14 protein-coding genes and 1 pseudogene are annotated in these 24,830 nt (G+C 68.7%); 4 read left to right on the top strand and 11 right to left on the bottom strand.

What is annotated here, in order from left to right:
• Positions 1-168 precede the first annotated feature (168 nt).
• Complete coding sequence (locus N7590_RS01250; RefSeq protein WP_279934990.1) at positions 169-6,258, top strand: putative Ig domain-containing protein; 6,090 nt, start codon at positions 169-171, stop codon at positions 6,256-6,258.
• A gap of 129 nt (positions 6,259-6,387) precedes the next feature.
• Here N7590_RS01250 and N7590_RS01255 read toward each other — a convergent pair whose 3' ends face one another.
• From N7590_RS01255 to N7590_RS01280, 6 genes and pseudogenes are all read right to left on the bottom strand, one after another.
• A complete protein-coding gene (locus N7590_RS01255; protein WP_164240911.1) occupies positions 6,388-7,404 on the bottom strand; it encodes a VacJ family lipoprotein in 1,017 nt (338 codons plus the stop codon).
• Between the two features lies 1 nt (position 7,405).
• Positions 7,406-7,717 carry an STAS domain-containing protein gene (locus tag N7590_RS01260; RefSeq protein ID WP_164240910.1) on the bottom strand — a complete coding sequence of 104 codons (312 nt, stop codon included), beginning with the start codon at positions 7,715-7,717 and terminating at the stop codon, positions 7,406-7,408.
• Positions 7,707-8,369: an ABC transporter substrate-binding protein gene (locus N7590_RS01265; RefSeq protein ID WP_164240909.1), complete on the bottom strand. Its 663-nt coding sequence runs from the start codon at positions 8,367-8,369 to the stop codon at positions 7,707-7,709. Before N7590_RS01265 ends, N7590_RS01260 begins: the two co-directional genes overlap by 11 nt.
• A 56-nt stretch (positions 8,370-8,425) precedes the next feature.
• Positions 8,426-8,890, bottom strand: a pseudogene (mlaD, locus tag N7590_RS01270) (outer membrane lipid asymmetry maintenance protein MlaD); the annotation flags it as partial.
• Positions 8,891-8,949: 59 nt separating this feature from the next.
• Positions 8,950-9,699: an MlaE family lipid ABC transporter permease subunit gene (locus tag N7590_RS01275; protein ID WP_005414955.1), complete on the bottom strand. Its 750-nt coding sequence runs from the start codon at positions 9,697-9,699 to the stop codon at positions 8,950-8,952.
• Complete coding sequence (locus tag N7590_RS01280) at positions 9,699-10,487, bottom strand: ATP-binding cassette domain-containing protein (protein WP_279934991.1); 789 nt, start codon at positions 10,485-10,487, stop codon at positions 9,699-9,701. Before N7590_RS01280 ends, N7590_RS01275 begins: the two co-directional genes overlap by 1 nt.
• Positions 10,488-10,676: 189 nt before the next feature.
• Here N7590_RS01280 and recC point away from each other — a divergent pair, with 189 nt between their 5' ends.
• Genes recC through recD form a run of 3 tightly spaced genes read left to right on the top strand, consistent with a single transcriptional unit; the run spans position 10,677 to position 19,578 of the window.
• Complete coding sequence (gene recC, locus N7590_RS01285; RefSeq protein WP_164240907.1) at positions 10,677-14,024, top strand: exodeoxyribonuclease V subunit gamma; 3,348 nt, start codon at positions 10,677-10,679, stop codon at positions 14,022-14,024.
• Entirely contained in the window at positions 14,021-17,701 is a 3,681-nt protein-coding gene (recB, locus tag N7590_RS01290; RefSeq protein WP_164240906.1) for an exodeoxyribonuclease V subunit beta, read from the top strand. The genes recC and recB overlap by 4 nt, the downstream gene beginning before the upstream one ends.
• Positions 17,698-19,578 carry an exodeoxyribonuclease V subunit alpha gene (gene recD / locus N7590_RS01295; RefSeq protein ID WP_279934992.1) on the top strand — a complete coding sequence of 627 codons (1,881 nt, stop codon included), beginning with the start codon at positions 17,698-17,700 and terminating at the stop codon, positions 19,576-19,578. Before recB ends, recD begins: the two co-directional genes overlap by 4 nt.
• 110 nt (positions 19,579-19,688) lie before the next feature.
• On the opposite strand, the gene N7590_RS01300 is transcribed toward recD, so the two are convergent.
• The 5 genes from N7590_RS01300 to N7590_RS01320 all read right to left on the bottom strand — a co-directional run bounded on the left by N7590_RS01300 (position 19,689) and on the right by N7590_RS01320 (position 24,769).
• Positions 19,689-20,084 (bottom strand): hypothetical protein, encoded by a 396-nt coding sequence (locus tag N7590_RS01300; protein ID WP_164240904.1) that lies wholly within the window; start codon positions 20,082-20,084, stop codon positions 19,689-19,691.
• Positions 20,085-20,145: 61 nt separating this feature from the next.
• Positions 20,146-22,185, bottom strand: a complete 2,040-nt coding sequence (locus tag N7590_RS01305; protein ID WP_164240903.1) for an FUSC family protein — start codon at positions 22,183-22,185, stop codon at positions 20,146-20,148.
• 3 nt (positions 22,186-22,188) lie between these two features.
• Positions 22,189-23,649 (bottom strand): efflux transporter outer membrane subunit, encoded by a 1,461-nt coding sequence (locus tag N7590_RS01310; protein ID WP_164240902.1) that lies wholly within the window; start codon positions 23,647-23,649, stop codon positions 22,189-22,191.
• Positions 23,646-24,563: an HlyD family secretion protein gene (locus tag N7590_RS01315; protein ID WP_053508192.1), complete on the bottom strand. Its 918-nt coding sequence runs from the start codon at positions 24,561-24,563 to the stop codon at positions 23,646-23,648. The genes N7590_RS01310 and N7590_RS01315 overlap by 4 nt, the downstream gene beginning before the upstream one ends.
• A complete protein-coding gene (locus N7590_RS01320; protein ID WP_025875651.1) occupies positions 24,560-24,769 on the bottom strand; it encodes a DUF1656 domain-containing protein in 210 nt (69 codons plus the stop codon). Before N7590_RS01320 ends, N7590_RS01315 begins: the two co-directional genes overlap by 4 nt.
• Positions 24,770-24,830: the final 61 nt, after the last annotated feature.

The raw sequence follows: 24,830 nt of genomic DNA on the forward strand, positions 1-24,830 counted from the left end.
TCTGGTCGGGGACTCTGTTCCAATGGCGCCACGGAGGGGCGTGGATGGCCTACCGCTGGCACCGCCGGGGATTGGCAGGGGAGAACCTCCCCGGAAGCACCGCCAGCTGGAACGCGCACCTCGATGTTGTTCCACATCCAGGTGGGATTCTTCTAAGGGGGAAGAGTCATGGCGTTCCTTTCCGGTACCGCGCGTTCCGCGCGTGCGTTCGCGTTCGTCCTGCTGCTGTCCTGCCTGGCCCTGCTATGGCCCGGGCTGGCCTCCGCCGCCAATACGTCCACCCTCTGCGGCCCCTTCTCGGTGCACGTGCCGAGCGGGGGCAGCGTGCCGATCAACGTCACGGCCTGCGCCAGGAACATCAACTTCGCCGGTGATGGTCCCGTCGATGGACCCGCGCTCCCGCAGCGTGGCAGTGCCATCCTGCGCATCGCCGGCAGCAGCTGGTTCGTCGATTACAGCCACAACGGGCTCAATACCGTCGGCGATGTCTTCGAGTTCTCCGACACCGACGGCAATACGGTCACGGTGACGATGATCATCGACCCGCCGGCGTCGTCGATCGTGGTCAGTCCTGCGGTCCTCGACCCGATGACGGCCGGCACGTCCTTCAGCCAGACCTTGAGTGCTACAGGCGGTGCTTCGCCATATACCTACGCAATCAACGGCGGTCAGTTGCCACAGGGACTGGCCCTGAACAGCAACGGCACGCTCTCGGGTACCCCGACCCGGCGTGGCGCCGTCAGCTTCACCGTGCGCGCCACCGACAACCTGGGGGCCGTGGTCGACAAGGCGTACGCGCTGACGGTGCAGAATCCGTCCCTGTCGATCACGCCGACCGCCGCGACGGCAGTGATCGGCAATGCGTTCTCGCTGGCCCTGAATGGCAGTGGCGGCGTTGCGCCGTACACCTATGCGGTGGAATCGGGCGCCTTGCCGCCAGGCATCACGTTCAACGGCGTGGACACCTTCAGCGGTACGCCCAGTGGCCCTGCGCAGGCCTATCCACTGACCCTGCGGATCACCGACAACAGTGCAGGCGCGGCGCCCTACTACGAACTGAAGTCTTTCACCCTCACGGTCAGCAACGCGCCCACCGTCAGCATCAATGTATCGCCGAGCAGCGTCGCCGAGGACAGTGGCACGCCGCTGGTGTACACGGTAACGCGCAGCGCCAGCCAACCGACCGCGATGCTGGTGAACCTGACGCTTTCCGGGACGGCGGCCAGCGGCACCGACTACACCGGTGCGGTGTCCAGCGTGACCATCCCGGCCAACGCCACCAGTGCCACGTTCAACATCGTTCCCGTCGCCGATACTCAGGTCGAATCCGATGAAACGGTGATCTTCACCGTGGCCGCGGGCGCCGGTTACACGGTGGGTGCACCGGCCAGTGCCACCGGCACCATCGTCAACGACGACTTCCCGGTGGCCACGGTCAGCGTCTCGCCAGCAACCGTCAACGAGAATGGCGGTGTGCCGCTGGTCTACACCATCTCCCTTGATCGGCCCAACCCGGTGCCGTTGTCGATTGCCTTCACCCTGGGCGGCACCGGAGCCAGCGGTACCGACTACACCGCAGTCAGTTCGCCGCTGGTGATCGGCGCAGGTGCCACCAGCGCGACCGTGAGCATCGCGCCCATCCCGGACGCGATTCCCGAACCTGACAAGACCGTGGTGTTGACCCTCGCCCCCGGCGCCGGGTATCAGATCGGCGCGCCGGCCAGTGCCACCGGTACCTTGCGCGACGATGACCTGCCGGGGCTGAGCATCAACGACGTCAGCGCCAACGAAGGCGACAGTGGCACCACCGGTTTCACCTTCACGGTATCGCTGAACGCGCCTGCGCCCGCCGGCGGGGTCAGCTTCGACATTGCCACTGCCAATGGCACTGCCACTGCGGGCTCGGACTACGTCGCACGCAGTCTGGTCGCACAGACCATTCCTGCCGGAAGCCAGACCTACAGTTTCGTCGTGCAGGTCAATGGCGACACACTGCATGAGTTGAACGAGGACTTCTTCGTCAATGTGACCAATGTCAGCGGCGCGACGCTGACCGACGGCCAAGGCCGGGGCACGATCATCAATGATGACGCGGCACCCTCATTGTCCATCGCCGACATCAACGTCACCGAGGGCAACAGCGGCACCACGCCGGCGGTGTTGACCGTGACACTGTCAGCGGCAAGCGCGCTGCCGGTCCAGGTCCAGTACGCCACGGCCAATGTCACCGCCGTTGCGCCGACCGATTACACGGCTGCCAGCGGCACGCTCAGCTTCCCGCCCGGCACGACCACGCAGACGATCACCGTGCTGGTCAACGGCGATACCACGGTGGAGCCCGACGAGACCTTCCAGGTCAATCTGAGCAACCCGGTCAACGCCAGCGTGGCCGACGGCTCGGCCGTGGTCACCATCGTCTCCGATGACGCACCGGTGGTGGTGGGGCCGACGGTGCTGCCGACGGCGAAGGCAGGCGTTGCCTACAGCCAGACGTTCTCGGCTACCGGCGGCACCGGGTCCTACACCTACGCGCTGTCGGGCACGCTGCCCACCGGCCTGACGTTCAACACCAGCACCGGGACACTGTCTGGCACGCCGACCCAGGCGGGCACGTTCTCGTTCAGCGTGAGTGCCACCGACAGCAGCCCGACACCGAACATGGGGACGGCGTTCTACGGGCTGATTGTGTCCGGGCCGACCCTGGCCCTGCCAGGCGCTGCGCTGCCAGCAGCCGTGCGTGGCCAGCCGTTCAGCAGCAATCGTGGCCCGGTCAGTGGTGGCAATGCGCCCTATACCTTCAGTGTCACAGGCGTACTGCCGACAGGATTGGCGATCAGCCCCAACGGGGTGATCAGCGGCACGCCGACCGCGGTGGGCACGTTCAACTTCACGGTCGTCGCCCGTGACAGCACCAGTGGCACAGGTGCGCCCTTCGACGTTACCGAGAACCTGACCATCACCGTCGCGGAGTCACTACCGCTGGCAGGCAACAGTACGTTGAGCGTGGGCTTCAATGCTCCGGCGGCGAACGTAGCACTGATCCTGAGTGGCGGCCCCGCCACCTCGCTGACGCTGGCGGCGGCGCCCACCCATGGCACGGCACTGGTGACCGGCCCGACCACGATCAGTTACCAGCCGGCAACCGGTTATGCCGGGTCGGACAGCTTCTCCTATACCGCGACCGGACCGGGCGGAACGTCCACACCGGCGACGGTGACGGTCACGGTCGCCGATCCGACCATCACCATCGGTGCCAGCGGCGGTTTCACCGCTGTGGCCGGTATGCCATACAGCCAGACGTTCACCTGGTCCGGCGGCAGCGCGCCCTTCAGTGGTTACCAGGTGTCCAACCTGCCGGCCGGACTGTCGGTCACCGCGACTACCGCCAACAGCGCAACCGTCAGCGGCACGCCGACGGCCTCGGGTACCTTCAACATCAACGCATCAGCCAGGGACAGCAGTACCGGCAACGGCCCGTATACGGTCGGCCAGCTGTTCAGCCTGGTGGTGGCGGGTCCGAGCCTGTCGGCGACACCGGCCGTGCTGCCGACCGCAACGGCGGGCAATCCCTATCAGCAGGCGATCACCGCGACGGGTGGCATCGCGCCGTACCAGGTGGCACTGACCGGTACGTTGCCGGTTGGCATGAGCTTCAACGCCGCCAGCGGCACGTTGTCGGGTACGCCGACGCAGTCGGGCACGTTCGCGCTCAGTGCGACGATCACCGACAGCACCGGCGGTACGCCGGCCAGCATCACCCAGAGCTACAGCCTGGTGGTGGCCAGCCCGAGCCTGTCGGCGACACCGGCCGTACTGCCGGCCGCAACGGCGGGCAATCCCTATCAGCAGGCGATCACCGCGACGGGTGGCATCGCGCCGTACCAGGTGGCACTGACCGGTACGTTGCCGGTTGGCATGAGCTTCAACGCCGCCAGCGGCACGTTGTCGGGTACGCCGACGCAGTCGGGCACGTTCGCGCTCAGTGCGACGATCACCGACAGCACCGGCGGTACGCCGGCCAGCATCACCCAGAGCTACAGCCTGGTGGTGGCCAGCCCGAGCCTGTCGGCGACACCGGCCGTACTGCCGGCCGCAACGGCGGGCAATCCCTATCAGCAGGTGATCACTGCGACGGGCGGCATCGCGCCGTATCACGTGGTGCTCAGTGGTTCGCTGCCGGCCGGTATGACCTTCGATGCGGCCAGCGGCACGTTGTCGGGTACGCCGACACAGTCGGGCACATTCGCGCTGAGTGCGACGATCACCGACAGTACCGGCGGTACGCCGGCCAGCCTCACCCAGAGCTACAGCCTGGTGGTGGCCAGTCCGGTGCTGGTGGCGACCCCGGGCACGCTGGCGGGCGGCACCGCAGGCAGCCCTTACCAGATGGTGTTCACCGCCAGCGGCGGCATCGCGCCGTATCACGTAGCGTTGTCGGGCACGCTGCCCGCCGGGTTGTCGTTCGATGCCGCCAGCGCCACCTTGTCCGGTACGCCAACGCAGTCGGGCAGCTTCACCGTCAGCGCGACGATCACCGACAGCACCACTGGCACACCGGCCCGTCTGGTACAGGCCTATACGCTGACGATCGCCGCGCCTGCCCTGTCGCTGACTCCGGTCGCCGGCGCGTTGCCGGCCTCGACGGCCGGCAGCAGCTACACGCTGGCTTTCGCGACCACCGGCGGTCTGGCGCCTTATCGCTACACGCTGGCCAGTGGTGCGTTGCCAGCGGGCCTGGTGCTGGATGCCAGCACCGGACGCGTCGCGGGTACCCCGAGCGTGGCGGGCAGCTTCGGCTTCAGCGTCGCTGTCAGTGATGCCACCACTGGTGGCGCAGGTTCGGCCACCCAGGCCTACACGTTGAATGTGTCGGCACCCGTACTGACCCTGACCCCGTCTGCCCTGCCGGCGGGACTGTTCGGCCACCGCTACGAGCAGCGCCTGGCCGCTGCTGGTGGCACCGCACCCTATCGCTATGTCCTCAGCGCCGGTGCACTACCGGATGGAGTGACGCTGGAACCGGCCGGTGGCCTGGCCGGCACGCCGACCGCCGCGGGTGCGTTCGCCTTCACTATCACTGCGACCGACGCGCTGGGCTTCAGCGGAAGCCACGACTACGTCGTGCAGATCGCGCCGCGGCCCGATCCGAGCCGGGATCCGGAAGTACGTGGCCTGCTGTCGGCACAGCGCGATGCGGCCCGTCGATTCGCCAATTCGCAGATCGAAAACCTGCAGCAGCGCATGCAGCGGCTGCATGGCGCCAGCCGCAGCAACGGCTTCAGCAACAACCTGAGCTTGTCGTACGCGCCACGACGCTGTGAACCGATGGTGGGCAACGTGCCGGGCCCGGACTGCGATGCGCAGCGTCGCCAGCCGTTCGATCGCGAACCGGCGCCGGCGGTGTCCGATCCGGCAGCAAACTCGCAGGCACCGTTGGGCCTGTGGGTGGGCGGCACGATCCGCTCCGGGCGCAACGAGGGCGGCCAGCGCAGCGGAGTCGACTTCGAGACCGATGGTGTCACCATCGGTGCCGACCGCCGGCTCAGTGACACCCTCGCGGTGGGTGCCGCGCTGGGGTATGGACGCGATCGCAGCGATGTTGGCGAGCGTGGCAGCCGCAGCGATGGCCAGGCCTACAGCATGGCGTTGTATGCGAGCTACAGCCTGGGCCGCAGCCTGTTCGTGGATGCGCTGGTCGGCCACCAGCTGCTGGACTACACCCTGCGTCGCTACGTGACCGCAGATGGCAGCTTCGCGCATGCACGCCGCAACGGCAGCCAATGGTTCGGTTCGCTGGCCTTCGGCGCCGACCTGGCCCGCGGCGACTGGCAGTTCACGCCATATGCGCGCCTGGATGCCTCCCAGGGCTCGCTGGACCGTTATGCCGAACAGGGCAGCGATCTGTTCGCGCTGCGCTATGGCAGCCAGGATGTCGATGCCACCACCGGCAACGCCGGCCTGCGCGTCGAAGTACGGCGGGTTGCACGGTGGGGCGCGTGGACGCCGCAGCTGAGGGTGGAATACCAGCATGATTTCAGCGGCAGCGGTGTGGCCACCCTGCAATATGCCGACCTCGGCGAGCTGCCGTTCTACCGCACCACGCTGGATGGCTTCGACCGTAACCGATGGGTGCTCGGCGCCGGAGTGATGTTCGACTTCGGCCGCAACTGGGGCCTGAAAGTGGACTATCGCGGCCTGGTCGGCAGCGACGACGACCGCGACCATGGGGTGCAGATCAGCCTGGACAAGCAGTTGTAGCCCATCACCACTGGCGGCAGTGGCTGCGGTGAGGCTCCCGTCTGGATTCAGGGCGGGAGCCCCGGACTGCAATCGAAGGCAAAGAAAAACCCCGCCGAGGCGGGGTTTTTCATGCAGCGATGAAACGACTCAGTGGGTCCACTGCGGCATCGGCATCGCATCGACGGGAATCGGCGAATTGGCATCGTCATGGCCGCGCTCGCGCTTGCTGCGCAGATCGTTCTCGATCTGGTAGTTGCGGCGCTGCATCCACGCATCGCGGACCAGCGAGTACTCGTCCACCGCGGTGTCGCGCAGGTCGTCGATCGCCAGCAGCTGCGCGCGGGTATCGACCAGCTGCAGGCCCTGCAGGCCGATGCGGACCTTGTCTTCTTCGATGCGGCGGATCGGCGACAGCGGAATGTCACCGGCCAGGCCGAACACATCGCGCACGGTGCGCGGGCCGAAGAACGGCAGTTCCACGTAGCGCGAGCGACGCCAGCCCCACACGCCCAGGGTCTGGCCGAAGTCTTCATTGCGACGCGGCACCATCGCCTTGCTGGCCGGATCGAACAGGCCACCGATACCCAGCGTGCTGTTCATCAGGAAGCGGCCGAGGCTGTCCCACGCATCGGCCCCGCGGCCCTGCAGCAGCTGGTTGGTGATGGTCACCGGCGCACGCAGGTTGCTGAAGAAGTTGCTGACGCCGGTACGGGCGAAGCGCGGCACCACATGGGTATAGGCGGTCGCCAGCGGACGGGCGATGCCGCGGTCGACCGCGTTGTTGAAGGTATGCACCTTGCGGTTGAACGGTTCCCACGGATCGTAGGCCGCCGCGTTGGTGGTATTGCCGGCGCCGCCATAGAGGGCGTCGAAATCATCGTCGCCGCCGGGTGCGGTGGCTGCTGCGGTGTTCGCTGCATTGCCATCAACGGGCGCTGCCGGAGTGGCCGGCGATGGGGCCGTGGCAACCGGCGCCTGCGCCGCCGGAGCGGCCACGGCAGGGTCGACCGTTCCGCCATCGGCAACTGCAGAGGGGGCTTCGGCAGCGGCATTGGCCGGAACCACGGTGCTGGCCACCGGTGCATCGCTGCGTGCGGGCTTGCCGGCGCAGGCGGTCAGGGCGGTGGCCAGGACGATCAGGGGGAGAGTGCGTACGACGTTCATGTCAGCTCGCAGCAGAAGTAGCGTTGAAATCCAGGTCGGGCGACAGCCGGTAGGCCGCGCTCAGCTCGTTGTAGCCCGCCGGCGCGCCGGAGATCGCCAGCGGGTGGCCGGCCTTGCGTGCACGTGCCGCCAGTTCGGCCAGCAGGGCAAGGCCGGCGCTGTCCACGCGCTCGACCTCGCCCAGCTCCAGCCGTGCCAGCTGGGCGGGCAGCGCCTGCAGCTGCGGCCACAGTGCGATCACTGCGGCACGATCCAGCATTCCGCGCAGGCGCAGGGTGTCGCCTTCCAGCAGTGCCAGTGCGTTACTTGCCATTGCCCGCGGGCCCGGCCTGCATGCTGCCGCTGTGCAGCTCGCCGGCCACCTGCTTGATGCCCTTCTGGCGCAGCGGGGTGTCGAACTGGTTGCGGAAGGTCTGCACGTAGGAGATGCCTTCGATGTTGACGTCGAAGATCTTCCACTGGCCGTTGACGTTGCGCATCCAGTACTCGACCGGGGTCGGCTCGCTGCCGGCACGCACCAGTTCGGTGCTGACGCGCACGCCGCGGTTGCCCGGCAGCGGGCTCTCGCCCTTCAGGCGGAAGCTCGGCTTGCCCTGGATGTTGAGCAGGGTCGAGCCGTAACGCTGCATCAGGCTGTCGGCCATGGCATCGGCGAACAGCTTGATGTCGGCATCCGAAGCGCCGCGGGCGTGCGGGCCCAGCACCAGGCGCGCGGCATAGTCGCGGTCGAAGGTGCGGTTCAGTTCGCTGTCGATGTAGCTGCGCAGGCTGGCCGGGTTGCTGCTGAACTCGCTCCGGCGCTGCTGCAGGGTGGTGAGGATGCGCGTACTGGCATCGATCACCACCTTGCCGGCCTGGCCCTGCGTCGCGGCTGCGGCGGGGGCGGCGGCCTGGGCCTGGGCGAGGAACGGAGTAGCTGCCAGCAGCGCCGAAGCGAGCAGGGCCGGGATCAGTTTCATCTTCATGGTTGCGGTTCCGTTGCAGGCGCCTGCGCGCCATCGTTGGGCTTCTGGCCAGCGCCGCCACCGGCGCCGCCACTGAACATGTACTTGCCGACCAGCTGGATCAGGTCCACGGCCGGCTGGGTGAAGACGATCTCGTCGCCGGCCTTCAGCACGTCCGGATCACCGCCCGGCTGCAGACCGATATAGCTCTCGCCGAGCAAACCACTGGTGAAGATGCCGGCCGAGGTGTCTGCCGGCAGGTCCTTGACCTTGCTGTCCATGCGCAGGGTCACGATCGATTCGAACTTCACCGGGTCCAGGTCGATCGAGGCGACCTGGCCGACGGTCACGCCGCCGATCTTCACCGGGGCCTGCTTGCGCAGCTGGCCGACCTGGGAGAAGCGTGCTTTCAGCTCGTAGCCCTGGCTTCCCCAGCTCCAGCGCTGGTTGGTCGAGGCCACGGCCAGCACCATCAGCGAGGCCAGGGCCAGCAGCAGGAAGGCGCCGACGGAGAATTCGAGTCTGGGACCGCGGATGGCCATGTGGATTACCTGATCGAGTCGTAGTGGCCGCGCGCGCCTGCGCACCGCCGGTGGAGGGGTTAGGTGAACAACATTGCCGACAACACGAAGTTGAACATCAGCACGAGCAGCGAGGCGTTGACCACCGCACGGGTGGTCGCCACCGAGGTGCCCTCGATGGTCGGCTCGGCGTGGAAACCAACGTAGGCGGCGACCAGCGCGGCGGTGCCGCCGAAGATCGCCGACTTCAGCATCGCCACGCCGAAGTCATCCCAGAAATCGACGCTGTTGCGCAGCGCCGACCAGAACACGCCGTTGTCCAGGCCCAGCACATGCACCGCTTCGAAGTAGCTGGCACTGATCGCCAGCGAGCAGAAGATGCCGGTCAGCAGCGGCACGGTCAGCACCGCCGCCCAGAAGCGCGGCGCCACCGCCTTGGCCACCGGATCGATCGCCATCAGTTCCAGCGCCTTGATCTGGTCGGTGGCACGCATCAGGCCCAGTTCGGCGGCGATGGAACTGCCGGCGCGACCGATGAACAGCAGCGCGGTCAGCACCGGCGCCAGTTCGCGGTACAGCGACAGGCCGAGCAGGGTCGACAGCGCGTCGGCCGCACCGAAGGTGGTCAGCGTGCGGTAGCCCTGCAGGGTCAGCACCAGGCCGACGAAGGCGCCGCCGACGGCGATGATCGGCAGCGAGCGCGCGCCGATCTTGTAGATCTCGCGGGTCAGCTCGGCCAGGAAATCACGCGTGGGCAGCGAACCGCGCAGCACGGTCAGCGAGAACAGGCCGGCGCGGCCCAGCGAACGGGTGGCTTGCACGAACGGCATCAGGCAACCCTCGCGCGCGGCGCGGCATCGAACGGAATGGGGCCATCGGGCTGGCCATGCAGGAACTGCCGCAGCAGCGGGTCCTGGCTGGACTGCAGCGCCTCGGGCGTGCCCTGGAACACGATGCCGCCGTTGGCGATGGCGATCACCCGGTCGCAGATCGGCAGGGTCTCGTGCACGTGGTGGCTGACGATGATGCTGGTCAGGCCCAGGCTGTGGTTGAGGCGCTGGATCAGGCTCATGATCACCCCCGAGGCGATCGGGTCGAGCCCGGTCAGCGGCTCGTCGTAGATCATCAGCGGCGGGTCCAGTGCCAGCGCGCGGGCCAGTGCCACGCGGCGCGCCATGCCGCCGGACAGCTCGCGCGGCCAGGCCTCGGCGGCGGCCAGCAGGCCCACCGCGTGCAGCTTCATCTGCACCAGCCGGCGCAGCACGACCGCCGGCAGGCGGGTATGGGTGCGCAGCGGCAGCGCCACGTTCTCGGCCACGGTGAGGTCGGTCAGCAGGCCGTTGCCCTGCAGCAGCACGCCCACGCTCTTGCGCATTTCCAGCAGCGCGCTGCTGTCGTGCGGGATCGGCCTGCCGAACAGGGTGACCTCGCCGGCGACCGGGCGCAGTTCGCCGGTCAGTGCCGCCAGCAGGGTCGACTTGCCGCTGCCGGACGGACCCAGTACGGCGGTGATGCTGCCTTTGGGCACCTGCAGCGACACATCGCGCAGGATCGTGCGCCCGCTCCGGTCGATGCGGACGTTGGATAACTGCACCAGACTGGAGGCGGAAGCCGACATGGGCACCATTAACGTTTTTTAGACATCGAAGGATCGGGCCCGTCGGCTGAACATAAGCAGACTGGACGGTCCAGTATTGTTGCACGACAAGGCTTGGCGCTGGCCGGGACAATCGGTGCGTACCCCGGAACAATCCGTACCGGTGGCGGGCCGACCATTGAATACTGCCTGCCGTCCTGCACACTGTGCATGATGAGTGACCCAGGCAGCGATTTCCGCCTCTACCATTCCAATTCCCTGGACGTGCTGGCCGCGCTGCTGGCGCGCAATGTGCGTGCGCCGGTCGCGGGCCAGCCGCTGTTGGCACCGGAAGTGGTGCTGATCCCGCAGGTGGCGATGCGGCGCTGGCTGCAAGCGACACTGGCCGCCGAGTTCGGTGTTGCCGCCAACCTCGAATTCCTCACCCCGGGCGAGTTCGTGGCCCGCGCGCTGAAGGCCAACGTCAGCGGCGAGCAGGACGACCTGGACGCGGCCGGCCTGCACTGGAAGCTGTACCAGGCACTGCGCGATCCGGCGCTGCTGGCACAGCCACCGATGCGCGCGCTGCAGTCCTACCTTGCCGGTGGCGACGCATTGAAGCCGTGGGCGCTGGCTGGCGAACTGGCCTCGGTGTTCGAGAAGTACCAGGCCTGGCGCCGCGACTGGCTGCTGCGCTGGGCGGCCGGTGCCGATCCGGCCGATCCGCAGGCGATCCTGTGGCGCACCATCACCCATGGCCACGACTACCGTGCGCGCCGCATCCAGGAATACCTGGACCGCTTCGAAGGGGCGGGCCAGCCGTTGCCGAAGGGCTTGCCGCTGCGCATGTCCGCGTTCGCGACGCTCAACATCTCCCCCGACGTGCTGCGGGTGATGGCCACCCAGGCACGGGTGGGCGAGCTGCATTTCTACATGCCCACGCCCGTGCAGTCGTACTGGGGCGACCTGCAGACCCTGGCCGAACGCCTTCGCAGCGGCGCGCCGGATCCGTTTGGCGAGGCCGCCGGCGAGAACCGTCTGCTCGAAGCCTGGGGCGCCGCGGGCCGCGACTTCATGGCGGTGCTGGGCAGCTACGAGGTGGTGCACCCGGCCGGTGAGATCGCCGCCTATTCCGATCCGGAAGAAGACACCCGGCCGACCCTGGACGAAGGCGGCCTGTCCGACAGCCTGCTGCATCGCCTGCAACGCGATCTGTTCCACCGTCGTGCACTGCCTTCGGGCGAACTGCGCGATGGGCTGCGCAGCGACGACCCCAGCCTGCAGGTGCATGCCTGCCATACCCGCCTGCGCGAGTTGCAGGTGCTGCACGACCAGCTGCGCAGCCTGCTGCAGGACGCGCGTTTCGACCCGCCGCTGCAGGCACGCGAGATCGCGGTGCTGGCGCCGGACATCGATCCCTACGTGCCGTACCTGGAAGCCGTGTTCGGCGGTCGTGGTGGTGAGGAAGAGCACATTCCCTATGCGCTGGCCGACAGCAGCCCGCTGGCCGGCGAGCCGCTGGCCGATGTGTTCGTGCATCTGTTGGGTCTGCCGGTCTCGCGCTTTGGCCTGAACGAAGTGCTGGACCTGCTGGCCAGCGCACCGCTGGCCGAAGCGGCCGGCTTGGAAGCGGTGGACTTCGACCGCCTGCATGGTTGGCTGCAGCAGGCGGGTGCGCGCTGGGGCCTGGACGCGAAGCATCGCGACCAGCACCAGGCACCGGCCGACGATGCCTACACCTGGCAGTTCGCGCTGGACCGGCTGGTGCTTGGCCATGCCACCGGCAGCGAGGCCGACCTGGCCGGTGTGGCGCCGTGGATCGAGCTGGAGGGCGGTGCGTTGGAAGCGCTGGACCGGCTGCTGCGCCTGTTGCGCGTTCTGGCGGTCTACCAGCGCCGACTCGGCGAACTGCTGACCCCGGCGCAATGGCGGCAGCGCCTGCTGTCGCTGCTGGACGCGCTGCTGCCGACCGCGCCCAGTTCGCCCAACAGCCAGCGCGCGCTGGAGCGCCTGCGCAAGCTGCTCAACCAGTTTGCCGAGGACGCTGCCAAGGCCGGCTTCAACGAAGGCGTGCCACCGGAGGTGGTGCGTGCGCACTTCGCCGGGGCACTGGGCGAGGCCGATACGCGCGCACCGTTGCTGACCGGTGGCATCAGCTTCGGCCGCATGGTGCCGATGCGCCTGCTGCCGTTCCGGGTGATCTGCGTGCTGGGCCTGAATGACGGCGATTTCCCGCGCCGCGACCCGGCCGCGGGCCTCAACCAGCTCACCGCCGAACTGGATACACCGCGCCGCCGCCCGGGCGACCGTTCCACCCGCGAGGACGACCGCTTCCTGTTCCTGCAGTTGTTTGCCGCGGCGCAGGAGGTGTTCTATCTGAGCTACCTGGGTGCCGATCCCCGCGATGGCAGCGTGCGCGAGCCGTCAGTGTTGGTCAGTGAACTGATCGATGCCGCCGCTGCCTATCACCTGGATCCGACGATGGCGGTGCGCGACTTCACCGTGCGCCATGCCTTGCAGCCGTTCTCACCGGCGGCGTTCGGCGATGGCGATCCGCGTCGATTCAGCTATCGGCGGCAGTGGCATCCGGCGGCCGGCCGCCTCACCGGCCAGCGGGGTGGCCTGCTGCCCTGGTTCGACGCGCCGTTGCCGCCACCGGTCGACGATGCCGTGGAGGACGAGGTCGCACTCGATACCCTGCGCCGCTTCCTGTGTGACCCGGCCGGGCAGTTCCTGGCGCAGTCGCTGGGCCTGCGCCTGGCCGACGAGGTCGAAGAGGTGGATGACCTGGAGCCGCTGGTGCTGTCGTCGCGCGGCCCGGAAAAGCGCAGCGTGCAGGCAGCGGTGGTACGTGCCACGCTCAATGGCGATACCGAGCCGCTGTATCCGCGGTTGCGTGCGCGTGGGCTGTTGCCGTCCGGTGCACTGGGTGAGCGCCAGTTCGAAGTGGAGCAGCTGAAGACCCGTCCGTATGCCAGCGCGCTGCTGGGCTGGATGCAGGGCGAACCATTGGAAAGCCGCCGGTATGAAGTCGATATCGACGGCGTGCGCCTGCATGGGCGGGTGACCGATCGGCATCCCGAAGGGCTGGTGCGCCTGCGCGCCGGCACGCTCAACGGCAATGCGGTGATCCGCCAGGGCCTGGACTGGCTGTTGGCCAACGCCGCCGGCGATGCCCTGCCGTTGGTGCAGTTCCACGATGGCGGTGATGCCGGTCCGGGCCCGCATGTGCTGCCAGCACTGAGCGTGCCTGCTGCCCGCGCCGCGCTGCGCGCACTGCTGCAGCTGCGCCAGCGTGGCCTGCGTGAACCGCTGCGCTTCGCCCCCTATACCGGCTGGGTGCTCTACAACACGGCAGGCGAGAAGCAGCGCAGCGAAGGCTGGAAGCAGTGGCATGGCAGCGACCGCAGCTGGGGTGAATCCAGCAGTGACGCCTGGCAGCTGCTGCTGCGCGGCGCCGATCCGTTCGCCACCGACGCCGGCTATGCCGATCTGCTGCGCAACAGCCAGGTGGTTTTCAGCGCGGTGCGCGAAGGCCGCACCCTGGGTGTCGCGGCAGGCCCGGAGGGCAACGCATGAACAGCACCATCGCCGACGAGGGCATCGACGCCACCGGTCACGACCCCTATCTGGCCCTGCCGCTGGAGGGCATCCGCCTGATCGAGGCCAGCGCCGGCACCGGCAAGACCTTCACCCTGGCCACGCTGTTCACCCGCCTGGTGGTGGAGCAGGGGCTGCGCATCGGCCAGATCCTGGCGGTGACCTTCACCGACGCCGCCACCCAGGAACTGCGCAAGCGCATCCGCGAGCGGCTGGCGCTGGCCGCGCGCCTGGTCGATCTGGAACCGGCCGAGGGCGAGGCGCCGGACGTGTGCTTGACGCGCGAAGTGCTGCAGCGCCATCTGCAGGGTGGCACCGAGAGCGCCATTGCGCTGAAGCGTCGCCTGCAGGTCGCCGCCGACGAGATCGATCTGGCTTCAATCTTCACCATCCACGGCTTCTGCACCCGCGTGCTGCGCGAGCACGCGCTGGAAAGCGGCCATACCTTCGACCCGCCGGAGCTGCTGGCCAGTGACCGCGAGCTGCTGGAGGAACTCGCCGCCGATCTGTGGCGCGTGCACGCCAATGATCCGGCCACGCTGGAGCCGCTGACCTGGCTGTGGTCCACCCCGGATGCACTGGCCGCCGATCTGCGCGCGCTGCTGGCCGCGCCGCCCCTGCACCCGTCGCCACGTCCGGTGGCGCTGGCCGATCCACACCCGGCATTGCAGGCCAACGCCGCCGAACTGCAGCGGGCGCTGCGCGAGCATGGCGAGCAGTTCTTCATCGACCTCTGCGATGCGGTCGACAACAAGTGGATCAACGGCGTGTCCTACAAGCTGGGCTGGCTGCACCCGCTGGGCCGGCAGATGCTGGCCTGGGCCGAGCGCGCCGATCCGCGCGAGCTGCTGGCCAGCGAACGCCTGCCGGCACTGCTGCCGGACGTGTTGGCCGACAAGACCAACAAGAAGTTCCCCGGCCGCACGCCGTCGTCGCCATTGCAGGCGCCGTTGGCGCGCCATGTCGCACTGCTGGCCGAGCGTGATGCCTGGCTGCGTGCCACCGCGCTGAACTTCCTGCACCGCCTGCGCGACGAAGCCATGCAGCGCCTGCACGCGCTGAAGCGCACGCGCCGGGTGCAGACCTACGACGACCTTATCGATGGCGTGGCACTGGCCCTGGAAGGGCCGCAGCGCATGGCGCTGGTCAGGCAGCTGCGCGCGCAGTACCGCATCGCGCTGGTCGATGAGTTCCAGGATACCGATGATCGCCAGTGGGGCATTTTCCACACCGTGTTCGGCGATTCACCGGAAGTGCGCGAGCTGGGCCTGGCACCGGCGCTGTTCCTGATCGGCGATCCCAAGCAGGCGATCTACGGTTTCCGCGGTGGCGACATCCATACCTACCTGACGGCCAAGCAGGTGGCGCAGCAGGCGCCGGTGCTGGACCAGAACTTCCGTTCACGCCCGGCCGTGCTGCGTGCACTGCAGGCGCTGTACGACAACGGCGGCGAAGACGCGTTCCTCGAGCGCGACATCCAGTTCGAACCGGTGCGCCCCGGTGGCGTGCGCATCGATGCGGACTACCTGCGCGACGGCCGCGCCGCCGTGGCACTGACCCTGCGCGTGCTGCGCAGTGGCGGCGACAAGGCGATGAGTGCCGACGCCTCGCGTGATGCAGCGACCCAGGCCTGCGTGGCCGCGATCCACCAGACCCTGGTCGATGCGCGCGCCGGTAATGCCGTTTTGCGCGGGCGCCCGGTGCAGCCGGCCGACATCGCGGTACTGGTGCGCTCGCATCGCGAGGCCACCCTTGTACAGCGCGCGCTGGCCGCGGTCGGTATTCCTGCCGTGGCGGCGGGCAAGCAGAGCCTGTTCGCCACCAGCGAGGCACGTGACCTGCGCACACTGCTGCTGGCACTGCTGCAACCGGCCGATGAAGGACGCCTGCGTGCGGCGCTGGCGACCGTGCTGCTTGGCCAGCGGGCGAGTGCGATCGCGGCGATGGAACGCGAGGGCGACCTGCAACGCGGCTTCCAGGCGCAACTGTTGCACTGGCGCGAGCGCTGGCAGCGCGGTGGACCGTTCGCGGTGATCGCCGATGTCTGTGCCGAACAGGGCGAACGCCTGCTGGCGCTGATCGATGGCGAGCGTCGCCTGACCAACTACCTGCAGCTGGGCGAACTGCTGCAGGAAGCCTCGGCGCAGGCGCTGGGCATGCATGGCCTGCTGGACTGGCTGCAGGGCCAGATGGCCAGCGCCGACCAAGATGACGAGCAGCAGCTGCTGCGCCTGGAATCGGATGCACGCCGCGTGCAGATCATCACCCTGCACAAGAGCAAGGGCCTGGAATACCCGCTGGTGTTCCTGCCGTTCGTCGGCATCGACGGCGGCGCACCGAACACCGCTTCGCACTGTACCGTGCACGTGGGTGGGCAGCGCCAGCTGCACTGGAAGCTGGACAAGGACGAGGCCTGGGAAACGGCCAGCGCCCAGCGCGAGCGCGAACAGCGCGCCGAGGACGCGCGCCTGCTGTATGTCGGCCTGACCCGCGCCGAGCATGCGCTGTGGATTGCGGTGGGCGATCTGGCCGGGCTGGCAAAGACGCGGCTCGCGCCGCTGCTGGGTGACCTGCAGGCGCTGCGCGCGCATGCCGATGTGCACATCGATGACAGTGAGGCACCGGCCGCACTGCCGCAGCTGGCGGCCGAAGTGGAAGGTGAGCTGCCGGCCGTGCGTGCACTGACCCGGCGCGTGCCGCACGACTGGTGGGTGTACAGCTTCACCCAGCTGGCCCATGCAGACGCTGGCGCGGGCAGTGACATCGAAGCCGCCGCCACCGAGCTGCCGGCGCCCGCCGCCGACGAACCCGCGGGGCCGGAACTACCGCTGGAGCCCGCGCTGCCGGAACCCGCTGCGGCAGACGAGGACAGCGCAGCGGTCGACCCGCGCTTCATGGGCAGTCGCTTCGGCAACGTGCTGCACGAAGCGATGGAGAACGTCGACTTCGCTGCCTGGGCTGACTGGCAGCCGGGTCTGGAAGCCCCGGAGGGCCAGGCCGAGGTGCTGCGCAAGGCCCTGCACGACGAAGGCTATGCCGACGCCGACCTTGAGGATGGCGTGGCCGTACTGGTGCCGCTGGTCGGTCACACGCTGACCGTGCCGCTGCCGGAGGGCGGTGCGCTGCACAGCCTGGATGAAGACGAGCGCCGTGCGGAAATCGACTTCCATTTCGCCATCGAACCGACCACGGTACCGGCGCTGCTGCAGGTGCTGCATGCACATGGGGTTTCCAGTACGCGTCGCGGCTTCGGCCAGCGCCGCCGCCTGGAAGGGCTGATGACCGGCATGATCGACCTGACCTACGTGCGCGACGGGCGCTGGTACGTGCTCGACTACAAGTCCAACCGCCTGCCCGGTTACACCCCGGACCTGCTGGCCATTGCCATGCGCCACAGCGAGTACGACCTGCAGGCGCTGATCTATACGGTGGCGCTGCATCGCTGGCTGCGTTTCCGGCTGGGTGCGGCCTACGACTACGAGCGCGACATGGGCGGCATCCGCTACCTGTTCTGCCGCGGCCTGGATGCCGCCGGCAATGGCGTGCACGTGGACCGCTTCCCGTTGGCGCTGGTCGATGCCCTCGACGCGTTGTTCGCCGGTGGCGAGCAGGCCCAGGCCGAGCTGGCCGCACGTGCCCGTGGAGCCAGCGCATGAGCCTGCTGAAGGAACTGCACCAGAAGGGCCTGCTGCGCACCCTCGACCACGCACTGGCGACCAGCTTGCAGCGATTGCGCGACGACACTCCGGACAGCGTGGCGCTGGCCGCCGCGCTGGCGTCGCTGGCGGTCTCGCAAGGCCATGCCGCGTTCGATCCGGCGCAACCACAGCGGTTGCTGGAAGGCGTGCCCGAATGGCCCGCCGCGCAGGACTGGCTGACACAGCTGCGCGCATCACCCTGGGTGGCGACGCCGGAGCAGGCCGATGCCATCGCCGTGGACGCGCCGCTGGTGCTGGAAAACGGATTGCTCTACCTGCGCCGCTACCGCGAGTACGAACGCCAGCTGGCCGTCGGCCTGCAACGCATTGGCCGGCATCCGCTGCCGGCGCCGGACATGGCAGCGCTGGCACCACTGTTCGCGCATCTGTTCCCGCAGGCGTCCGGCAGCGAAGATCACCAGGCGCGCGCGGCCGGCGTGACCCTGCGCCATCCGCTGGCGCTGGTCACCGGCGGCCCCGGTACCGGCAAGACCACCACCATCGCGCGCCTGTTGCTGCTGCTGGCCGCACAGGCCCGGCAAGCCGGCCAGCCGCTGCCCGAGGTCGCGCTGGCCGCGCCCACCGGTCGCGCCGCCGAGCGCATGGCCGAGAGCCTGCGCGTCGCCGTGCAACGCCTGCAGGAACAAGGGCTGGATCCAGCGCTGTGCGCGGCATTGCCCGGTACCGGCACCACCCTGCATCGCCTGCTCGGGGTAATTCCCGATTCACCGCGCTTCCGCCACCATGCTGACAATCCGCTGCCGGTGGACGTGGTGGTGGTCGACGAAGCCTCGATGATCGATCTGCCGATGATGGCCAAGCTGGTCGATGCGATCGCCAGTGGCACCCGGTTGATCCTGCTTGGCGACCCCGACCAGCTGCCGTCGGTGGAAGCCGGCGACGTGCTCAGCGCGATCCTGCGTGCCAGCGGCGATGGCATCGGCACCCGTGCCGACGATGCGCAGGCCTTGCATGGCCTGCTGGCGCCGGCCACGTTGCAGCCGCAGGCCACACCACGCGCTTTTGCCGGGCGCCGCGTGCAGCTGCAGCGCGGTTACCGGCAGAGTGATGCACTGGACCTGGCACCGCTGGCGCATGCCGTGAGCGAAGGCAACAGCAGCGCCGCATTGCAGCTGCTGCGCAGCGGTGAACTGGCGGGCGTGCACTTCCACGAAGGCGAAGCCGATCCGTTGCGTGGCCAGCGCGAGCACCTGCTGGGCCACTGGCGTGCGCTGGCGGATGCCGCCGATCCGGTACTGGCCCTGCAGCAGGCCGGACGCCTGCGCGTGCTGACCGCACTGCGCGAAGGCCCGCAGGGCGCACGCGGGCTCAACAGCCGCATCGAACAACTGCTGGCCGGCAATATACCGGGCTATTTCCAGGGCCGGCTGCTGCTGGTCACCGAGAACAGCTACCGTCATCGCCTGTTCAATGGCGATATCGGCATCTGCCTGCGCGATGGCAGCGGCGCGATGGTGGCCTGGTTCCCCGGCGACACCGTCGACCAGCCACGCGCCTTCCACCCGGCCGCACTGCCCGCGCACGAAAGCGCCTTCGCGATGACCGTGCACAAGGCGCAGGGTTCGGAGTTCGACGAAGTATGGTTGCAGCTGCCGCGCCAGGACAGCCGCGTGCTGTCGCGCGAACTGGTCTACACCGGCCTGACCCGTGCCCGCCAGGTCCTGCACGTGGCCGGCAGCGCCGAGGTGCTGCAGGCCGCTTTGAAGCGTCACGCCAGCCGGTTGGGCGGGTTGGCCTGGCGACTGGGTGCGGAAGAGGTGGCCGAACAACCAACGCGCATCGAACAGCCCACGGTGCAGGGCACGCTGTTCTGACGTGGGCGCGATGCGCTTCCTGTAGAGCCGAGCCATGCTCGGCTGATGGACCCCGGAGTCGAGCATGGCTCGACTCTACAGAAGCGCGCTTCGATCGTTTCGGCGTGGATCTACGCGATCAGTACCAGGCCATCGGGGAACACGATCGCCGCTTCATCGGCGCTCACATCGAAGAAGCCCACGCCGTGCTTCTCGGCCAGGTCCTGCACGCGGCCATGCGCATGCTCTGCCACCGAGTAGGCAAACGCACCGTAGATCACCTGACTACCGATGCTGTACTCGGTCACTTCGGCACGGTCGTCATCGTCATTGCCCAGCGGCCCGTTCATCGGCGGGAACTCCTGCGCCATCTCCGCGAACCAGGCCTGCAGTGCCGGGCTGCTGACTGCCGGGTCGTCGTACTCGTGGCGCTCGTTCCACTGCGTCTGCTTCTCGAACCAGGCGATGAAGGCTGCCACCTCGCGTGGGGCGGCGCTCGCCTCGAACACCATCATGTCGTAACTCATTGAACCGTCCTGTTGCCATGGCGAAAGGCCGCCGGGAATGGCCCGGCACTGCCGAGCATTATCAGGCCGATGCAACGCCGGCGTCCGCCCACCCTGGCGCCAATGCCTTCGCCTCCGGGAACAGCGCGAAGCGCAGGCCGATCAGGCCCATCAGCGCCTCGTCGCGCGCCTTGCACGCGGCCACACTGCCAACCCGGCCCAGCGAGGTGTCCAGCCGCTCGCGCAGCGCTTCGGCGGCCACCATCGGCCTGCGCGCGGCAATCTGCCGCCGGTAGTGCGCGGCGATCTCCTCCAGGATGTGTTCGACCGCTTCGCGGCTGCGCTCGGGCAGTTCCAGGCGGGCGCGGCGCAGCTGCAGGATGTTCAGGCCGATGCGTGCCTCGTTGAGCATGTCCACCGACGCGATGTCGCTGCCCTCCGGTGTCGCCGCCAGGCGCGGTGCGAGCAGGCCCAGCAGGTCGAGCATGCGCGCGGCAAAGCGCTGGCGGTCCTGCTGGCCGCGGCCTTCGGCGGCTTCGGCCAGCGTAGTCCAGCCCTGCCGCACCAGCCGGCGTGCGGTCCACTCGGCACCCACCGAACGGAACAGGCGGGTCATCACCACCGCAAAGCCAATGCCGATGAACATCGCGATCGACGAATTGAGGAAGGTCTGGATGTTGGCGCTGTAGGTGTTCTGCAGGCTCAGCAGCGCGGCCAGGTTCACCGTCAGCGGCAGTGCGAACAGCGCGCTCTTCGGGTGATGCAGCATCAGCCCCAGTGGCAGGAACACCGCCGCCAGCACCAGCGCCAGCAGGCCGAAGTCATGTACGGCCGGGAACACGCCGAACAGGTACACGCCGGCCACCACCGAAGCGACCATCGCCCACACCAGGAACGACACCATGCTCGGCGCCGGATCATCCTGCGCGGCGAAGAACGCGGCGGTCACCGCGGCCATCATTGCGCCGTTGCCGCCGCCTTCCCAGCCCAGTGTGATCCACAGCACGCAGTAGCTCATCAGCGCCACGCCGGCACTGAGCGCGGAGAACAGCGCCATGCCGTAGTCGACGTGCTTGTCGGCGGCCACCCGTTCGGTGCGGATGCGGTAGTGCGCGCGGTCCAGCGGTGCGGTGCCGTGGTCGATCGCCTGCTGCAGCGTGCGGCAGTCCTGCCACAGGTCCACCAGTTCCTCCAGGCGCAGCAGCAGGCTGGCCAGCTGCAGGTGCTGCAGATCGCGGTCCACCTGCGGTTTCAGCGCACTGATGCGCGCGCGCAGGCGGGCGTACTCGCTGGCGCTGGTCGGCCCGTCCAGCCAGTCGTGGAGGTCGTCGATCAGTTCCGGCAGGCCCTCCGGCAGCGCCTGGCCTTCGCTGCGCAGCGCACTCAACCGATCGGCGATCGACGACAGCACCGGCAACAGCAGCAGCATGCGCTCACGCAGGCGCTCCATCGACACCGCCGAACCGGCATGGCGCGGATCATCGCGGCGCAGGAATTCAATCAACGCCTCGAACTGCACCAGGTCGGCGGCCAACCGGTTGCGTGGCGCGTGCGCGCGGCCGCGTTCAAGAATCTGCCGGCACCACTGCGCGGCGTCCTCCATCCAGGTGCCGATGCGTGCACGCAGCATCGGCCGCACCGAGGCCGGGAACAGCAGCGAAGCAAACAGCACTGCCACCACCGTGCCGAGGATGATCTCCTCGCTGCGCGCCACCACGGTGTCGAAGATGGTCTCCGGCGAGGTCACTGCCGGGAAGCCGATGAAGGCGGTGGTGTAGCCGGCCAGCAGGAACGCGTAGCCGCGCGGACCGCGGTTGAGCAGCGCCATGAACAGGCAGCCGGCCAGCCAGATCGACATCGCCGCGCTCAGCACCAGCGGAGTCTCCACCAGCGCCGGCAGCACCAGCAGGGTGGCCAGGCCGGCCACCAGCGTGCCGACGATGCGATACACGCCTTTGGCCCGGGTCGGGCCCAGCAGCGGCTGGCTGACGATGTACACCGTGCCCATCGCCCAGTACGGGCGCGACAGGTTGCCGGCCATGGCGATGTACAGCGCGGCCACCGCGGCCAGGTAGGTCTTGATCGAGAACAGCCAGGCCTGGCGGTCGGTCAGCGCGTTCATGGCTTACTTCGCGGCGGTCGTGGTGGCGGCCGGGGTGGCACTGGCCTGCCAACCGCCACCCAGCACCAGGAACAGGTGGATCTGGTCGCGCGACACCTGCGCTTCGGCCGCGGCCAGGGTGGCATCGCTGGTGGCCAGGCTGCGGTCGGCATCCAGGCTGGACAGGTACGGCGTGCGGCCACCCTGGTACAGCCGGCGGTTCTGCTCGGCGGCCAGCGCGGCCTGTTCCTGCGCGGTGCGCAGCGACTGCAGCCGGCGCAGGTCCTGCGCGTAGCGGTCCAGTGCGGTCTGGGTCTCGCGCAGCGCCTGCAGCACGGTGTGGTCGAACTCGGCCAGCGCCGCATCGGCACCGGCTTCGGCGGCATGGATGCGTGCGTGGGTGCCGGACGATGGCAACGTCCACGAGATCAGCGGGCCGATCGACCACTGCTGGGTCATCGGCGTGCCGAAGTCCTCCAGCAGGCCGGCGGCACCGAGCGAGGCACCGAGGCGGATGTCCGGGTACAGCTCGGCGGTGGCCACGCCAATCCGCGCGGTGGCCGAGGCCAGCTTGCGCTCGGCCTGGCGCACGTCCGGGCGACGCTGCAGCAGCGCACGACCATCGCCCACCGGCAACGGCTGGGCCAGGGCGGGGGCGTGCGCGCAGTCGATCACGCCGGCCGGCAGCTGGCCCGGGGTCTGCCCGAGCAGCGCAGCCAGCGAATAGGCGGCCGCCGAACGCTGCGCATGCAGCGGCGGCAGCGCAGCTTCCAGCACGGCTACCTGGGCATTGGCGCGGGCCAGTTCCGGTGGCGTGCCGCGACCGGCGTCGATCAGGCGTTCAGTGACCGTGCGGCTGCGCTGCTGCAGTTGCAGCGAATGCTCGGCCACATGCAGTTCGTGGTTGGCATGGCAGATTTCCAGATAGCTGTCGGCCACCTGCGCGACCACGCTGACCTGGGCCAGGTCACGCGCGGCGGCCACCGACTGTTCGTCGGCGCGCGCCGCTTCGGCGCCGCGCTTGAGCTTGCCGAACAGGTCGAACTGGTAGCTGACCGCGAACTTGCCGTCGGCCAGGTTGATCACCGGCAGCTCGTGTTCCTGCAGGAACGATTCGGCCGACAGCTGCGCGCGGCTGACGCCGGCCTCGGCCTCGTACTCGAAGCCACCGGCGTCCAGCGCCTGCTCGTATACGGCGGCGGCACGGCGCAGATGCGCATCGGCGGCCTTAAGTTCCACGTTGTCGCGCAGCGCCTGGGTGATCAGCCCGTCCAGCACCGGGTCGTTGTACAGCGACCACCAGCGGTCGGGCAGCGCCTGGTTGGCGGCCACCTGCGGGTTCTGGGTGTCAATGAAGGCCGCATTGGCCTGCGGGCGCTTGAACGCCGAGTCTTCCGGCAGGGCGTAGTCGGGGCCGACGGTCCTGCACGCGGCCAGGCTGGCCAGCGCGACGATCAGGCCGAGACGGGGCAGGGTGGTGTTCATAGGCCCGCCTGTGTCGGCGCGGTGCCGGCCTTGCCTGCGTGCTTCGTGCTGCTGGTCTGGACGGTCACCGTGGCGGTGCGGCCGGCGATCAGTTCCACGCCCTTGGGCACCTCGTCGATGCTGATGCGCACCGGGATACGCTGCGCCAGCCGCACCCAGTCGAAGGCCGGGGTCACGTTCGGCAGCAGGCTGCTGCCGTTGCTGCGGTAGCGGTCCTCGATGCCGGCAGCGATGCTCTCGACATGGCCGCGCAGCGGCACCGATTCGCCCATCAGGCGGATGTCGACGCTCTGCCCCGGCGCCACGCCGCGCAGGCGGGTTTCCTCGAAGTAGCCATCAATGCGGAACGAACCGGTATCCAGCAGCGCCAGTACCGGCTTGCCGGCCACCACGTAGTCGCCCACGCGCAGGGTGCGGTCGTTGACCCGGCCATCGGCCGGTGCGCGCACCTCGGTGCGGCCCAGGTTGAGTTCGGCCAGGTCGACTGCGGCCTGTGCGGTGGCCAGCGCGGCCTGTGCAGCCTGCAGCTTGGCGCGGCGCACTTCGGCGTCCTCGGCGGCGACCAGGTCCTGCAGGCTGCGGTCGCGGCCGATCTCGCGGCGCAGCTGCGCCACCGAGGCCTGGCGCTCGGCCAGGCTGGCCTTGGCCTGCTCCAGTGCGATGCGGTAGCGCGCGCGGTCGACCACGAACAGCAGGTCGCCCTTCTTCACTGCCTGGTTGTCGGCCACGTCCACCGTTTCCACCAGCCCGGACACATCCGGCGCCATCTGCACCACGTCGGCGCCGACATGGGCATCGCGGGTCCACGGCTCATCCATGTAATAGACCCACAGCTGGCGCAGCACCAGCAGGGCCACGATCACGGCTGCGCTGGTGAGCAGCACCGGCAGGGTCTTCTTCACGATCTTGTTCACGATTGCATCCAACGCAGGAGGTGGAACAGCAGGCCAAGCACGATCCCGTACAGCGCCAGGTTGAACAGCGCCGGGTGCCATACATGGCGGTAGGCGCCGGCACGCTGCAGCAGCGCGTGCAGGCCGCTGTTGACCAGATAGGCCAACACCATCAACCCGAGCAGGGTCGGGACGAACACTCCGTGGAGACTGAATTCACCGGGCATCGGTAGGGGCGGGGGCGAGGTTGGGGGAGGGGAGGGACAACGAAACAACAGCAACGGGCAA

It is taken from the genome of Stenotrophomonas sp. GD04024, assembly GCF_029837545.1.
GTDB lineage: Bacteria > Pseudomonadota > Gammaproteobacteria > Xanthomonadales > Xanthomonadaceae > Stenotrophomonas > Stenotrophomonas forensis.

Excerpts from the sequence above, each read along its gene's own strand:
- N7590_RS01250 (WP_279934990.1), top strand. The coding sequence starts at position 169 with ATGGCGTTCCTTTCCGGTACCGCGCGTTCCGCGCGTGCGTTCGCGTTC.
- N7590_RS01265 (WP_164240909.1), bottom strand. The coding sequence starts at position 8,369 with ATGAAGATGAAACTGATCCCGGCCCTGCTCGCTTCGGCGCTGCTGGCA.
- recC (WP_164240907.1), top strand. The coding sequence starts at position 10,677 with ATGATGAGTGACCCAGGCAGCGATTTCCGCCTCTACCATTCCAATTCC.
- N7590_RS01320 (WP_025875651.1), bottom strand. The coding sequence starts at position 24,769 with ATGCCCGGTGAATTCAGTCTCCACGGAGTGTTCGTCCCGACCCTGCTC.
- N7590_RS01275 (WP_005414955.1), bottom strand. The coding sequence starts at position 9,699 with ATGCCGTTCGTGCAAGCCACCCGTTCGCTGGGCCGCGCCGGCCTGTTC.
- N7590_RS01300 (WP_164240904.1), bottom strand. The coding sequence starts at position 20,084 with ATGAGTTACGACATGATGGTGTTCGAGGCGAGCGCCGCCCCACGCGAG.
- N7590_RS01255 (WP_164240911.1), bottom strand. The coding sequence starts at position 7,404 with ATGAACGTCGTACGCACTCTCCCCCTGATCGTCCTGGCCACCGCCCTG.
- N7590_RS01280 (WP_279934991.1), bottom strand. The coding sequence starts at position 10,487 with ATGTCGGCTTCCGCCTCCAGTCTGGTGCAGTTATCCAACGTCCGCATC.
- N7590_RS01310 (WP_164240902.1), bottom strand. The coding sequence starts at position 23,649 with ATGAACACCACCCTGCCCCGTCTCGGCCTGATCGTCGCGCTGGCCAGC.
- N7590_RS01260 (WP_164240910.1), bottom strand. The coding sequence starts at position 7,717 with ATGGCAAGTAACGCACTGGCACTGCTGGAAGGCGACACCCTGCGCCTG.
- N7590_RS01305 (WP_164240903.1), bottom strand. The coding sequence starts at position 22,185 with ATGAACGCGCTGACCGACCGCCAGGCCTGGCTGTTCTCGATCAAGACC.
- recB (WP_164240906.1), top strand. The coding sequence starts at position 14,021 with ATGAACAGCACCATCGCCGACGAGGGCATCGACGCCACCGGTCACGAC.
- recD (WP_279934992.1), top strand. The coding sequence starts at position 17,698 with ATGAGCCTGCTGAAGGAACTGCACCAGAAGGGCCTGCTGCGCACCCTC.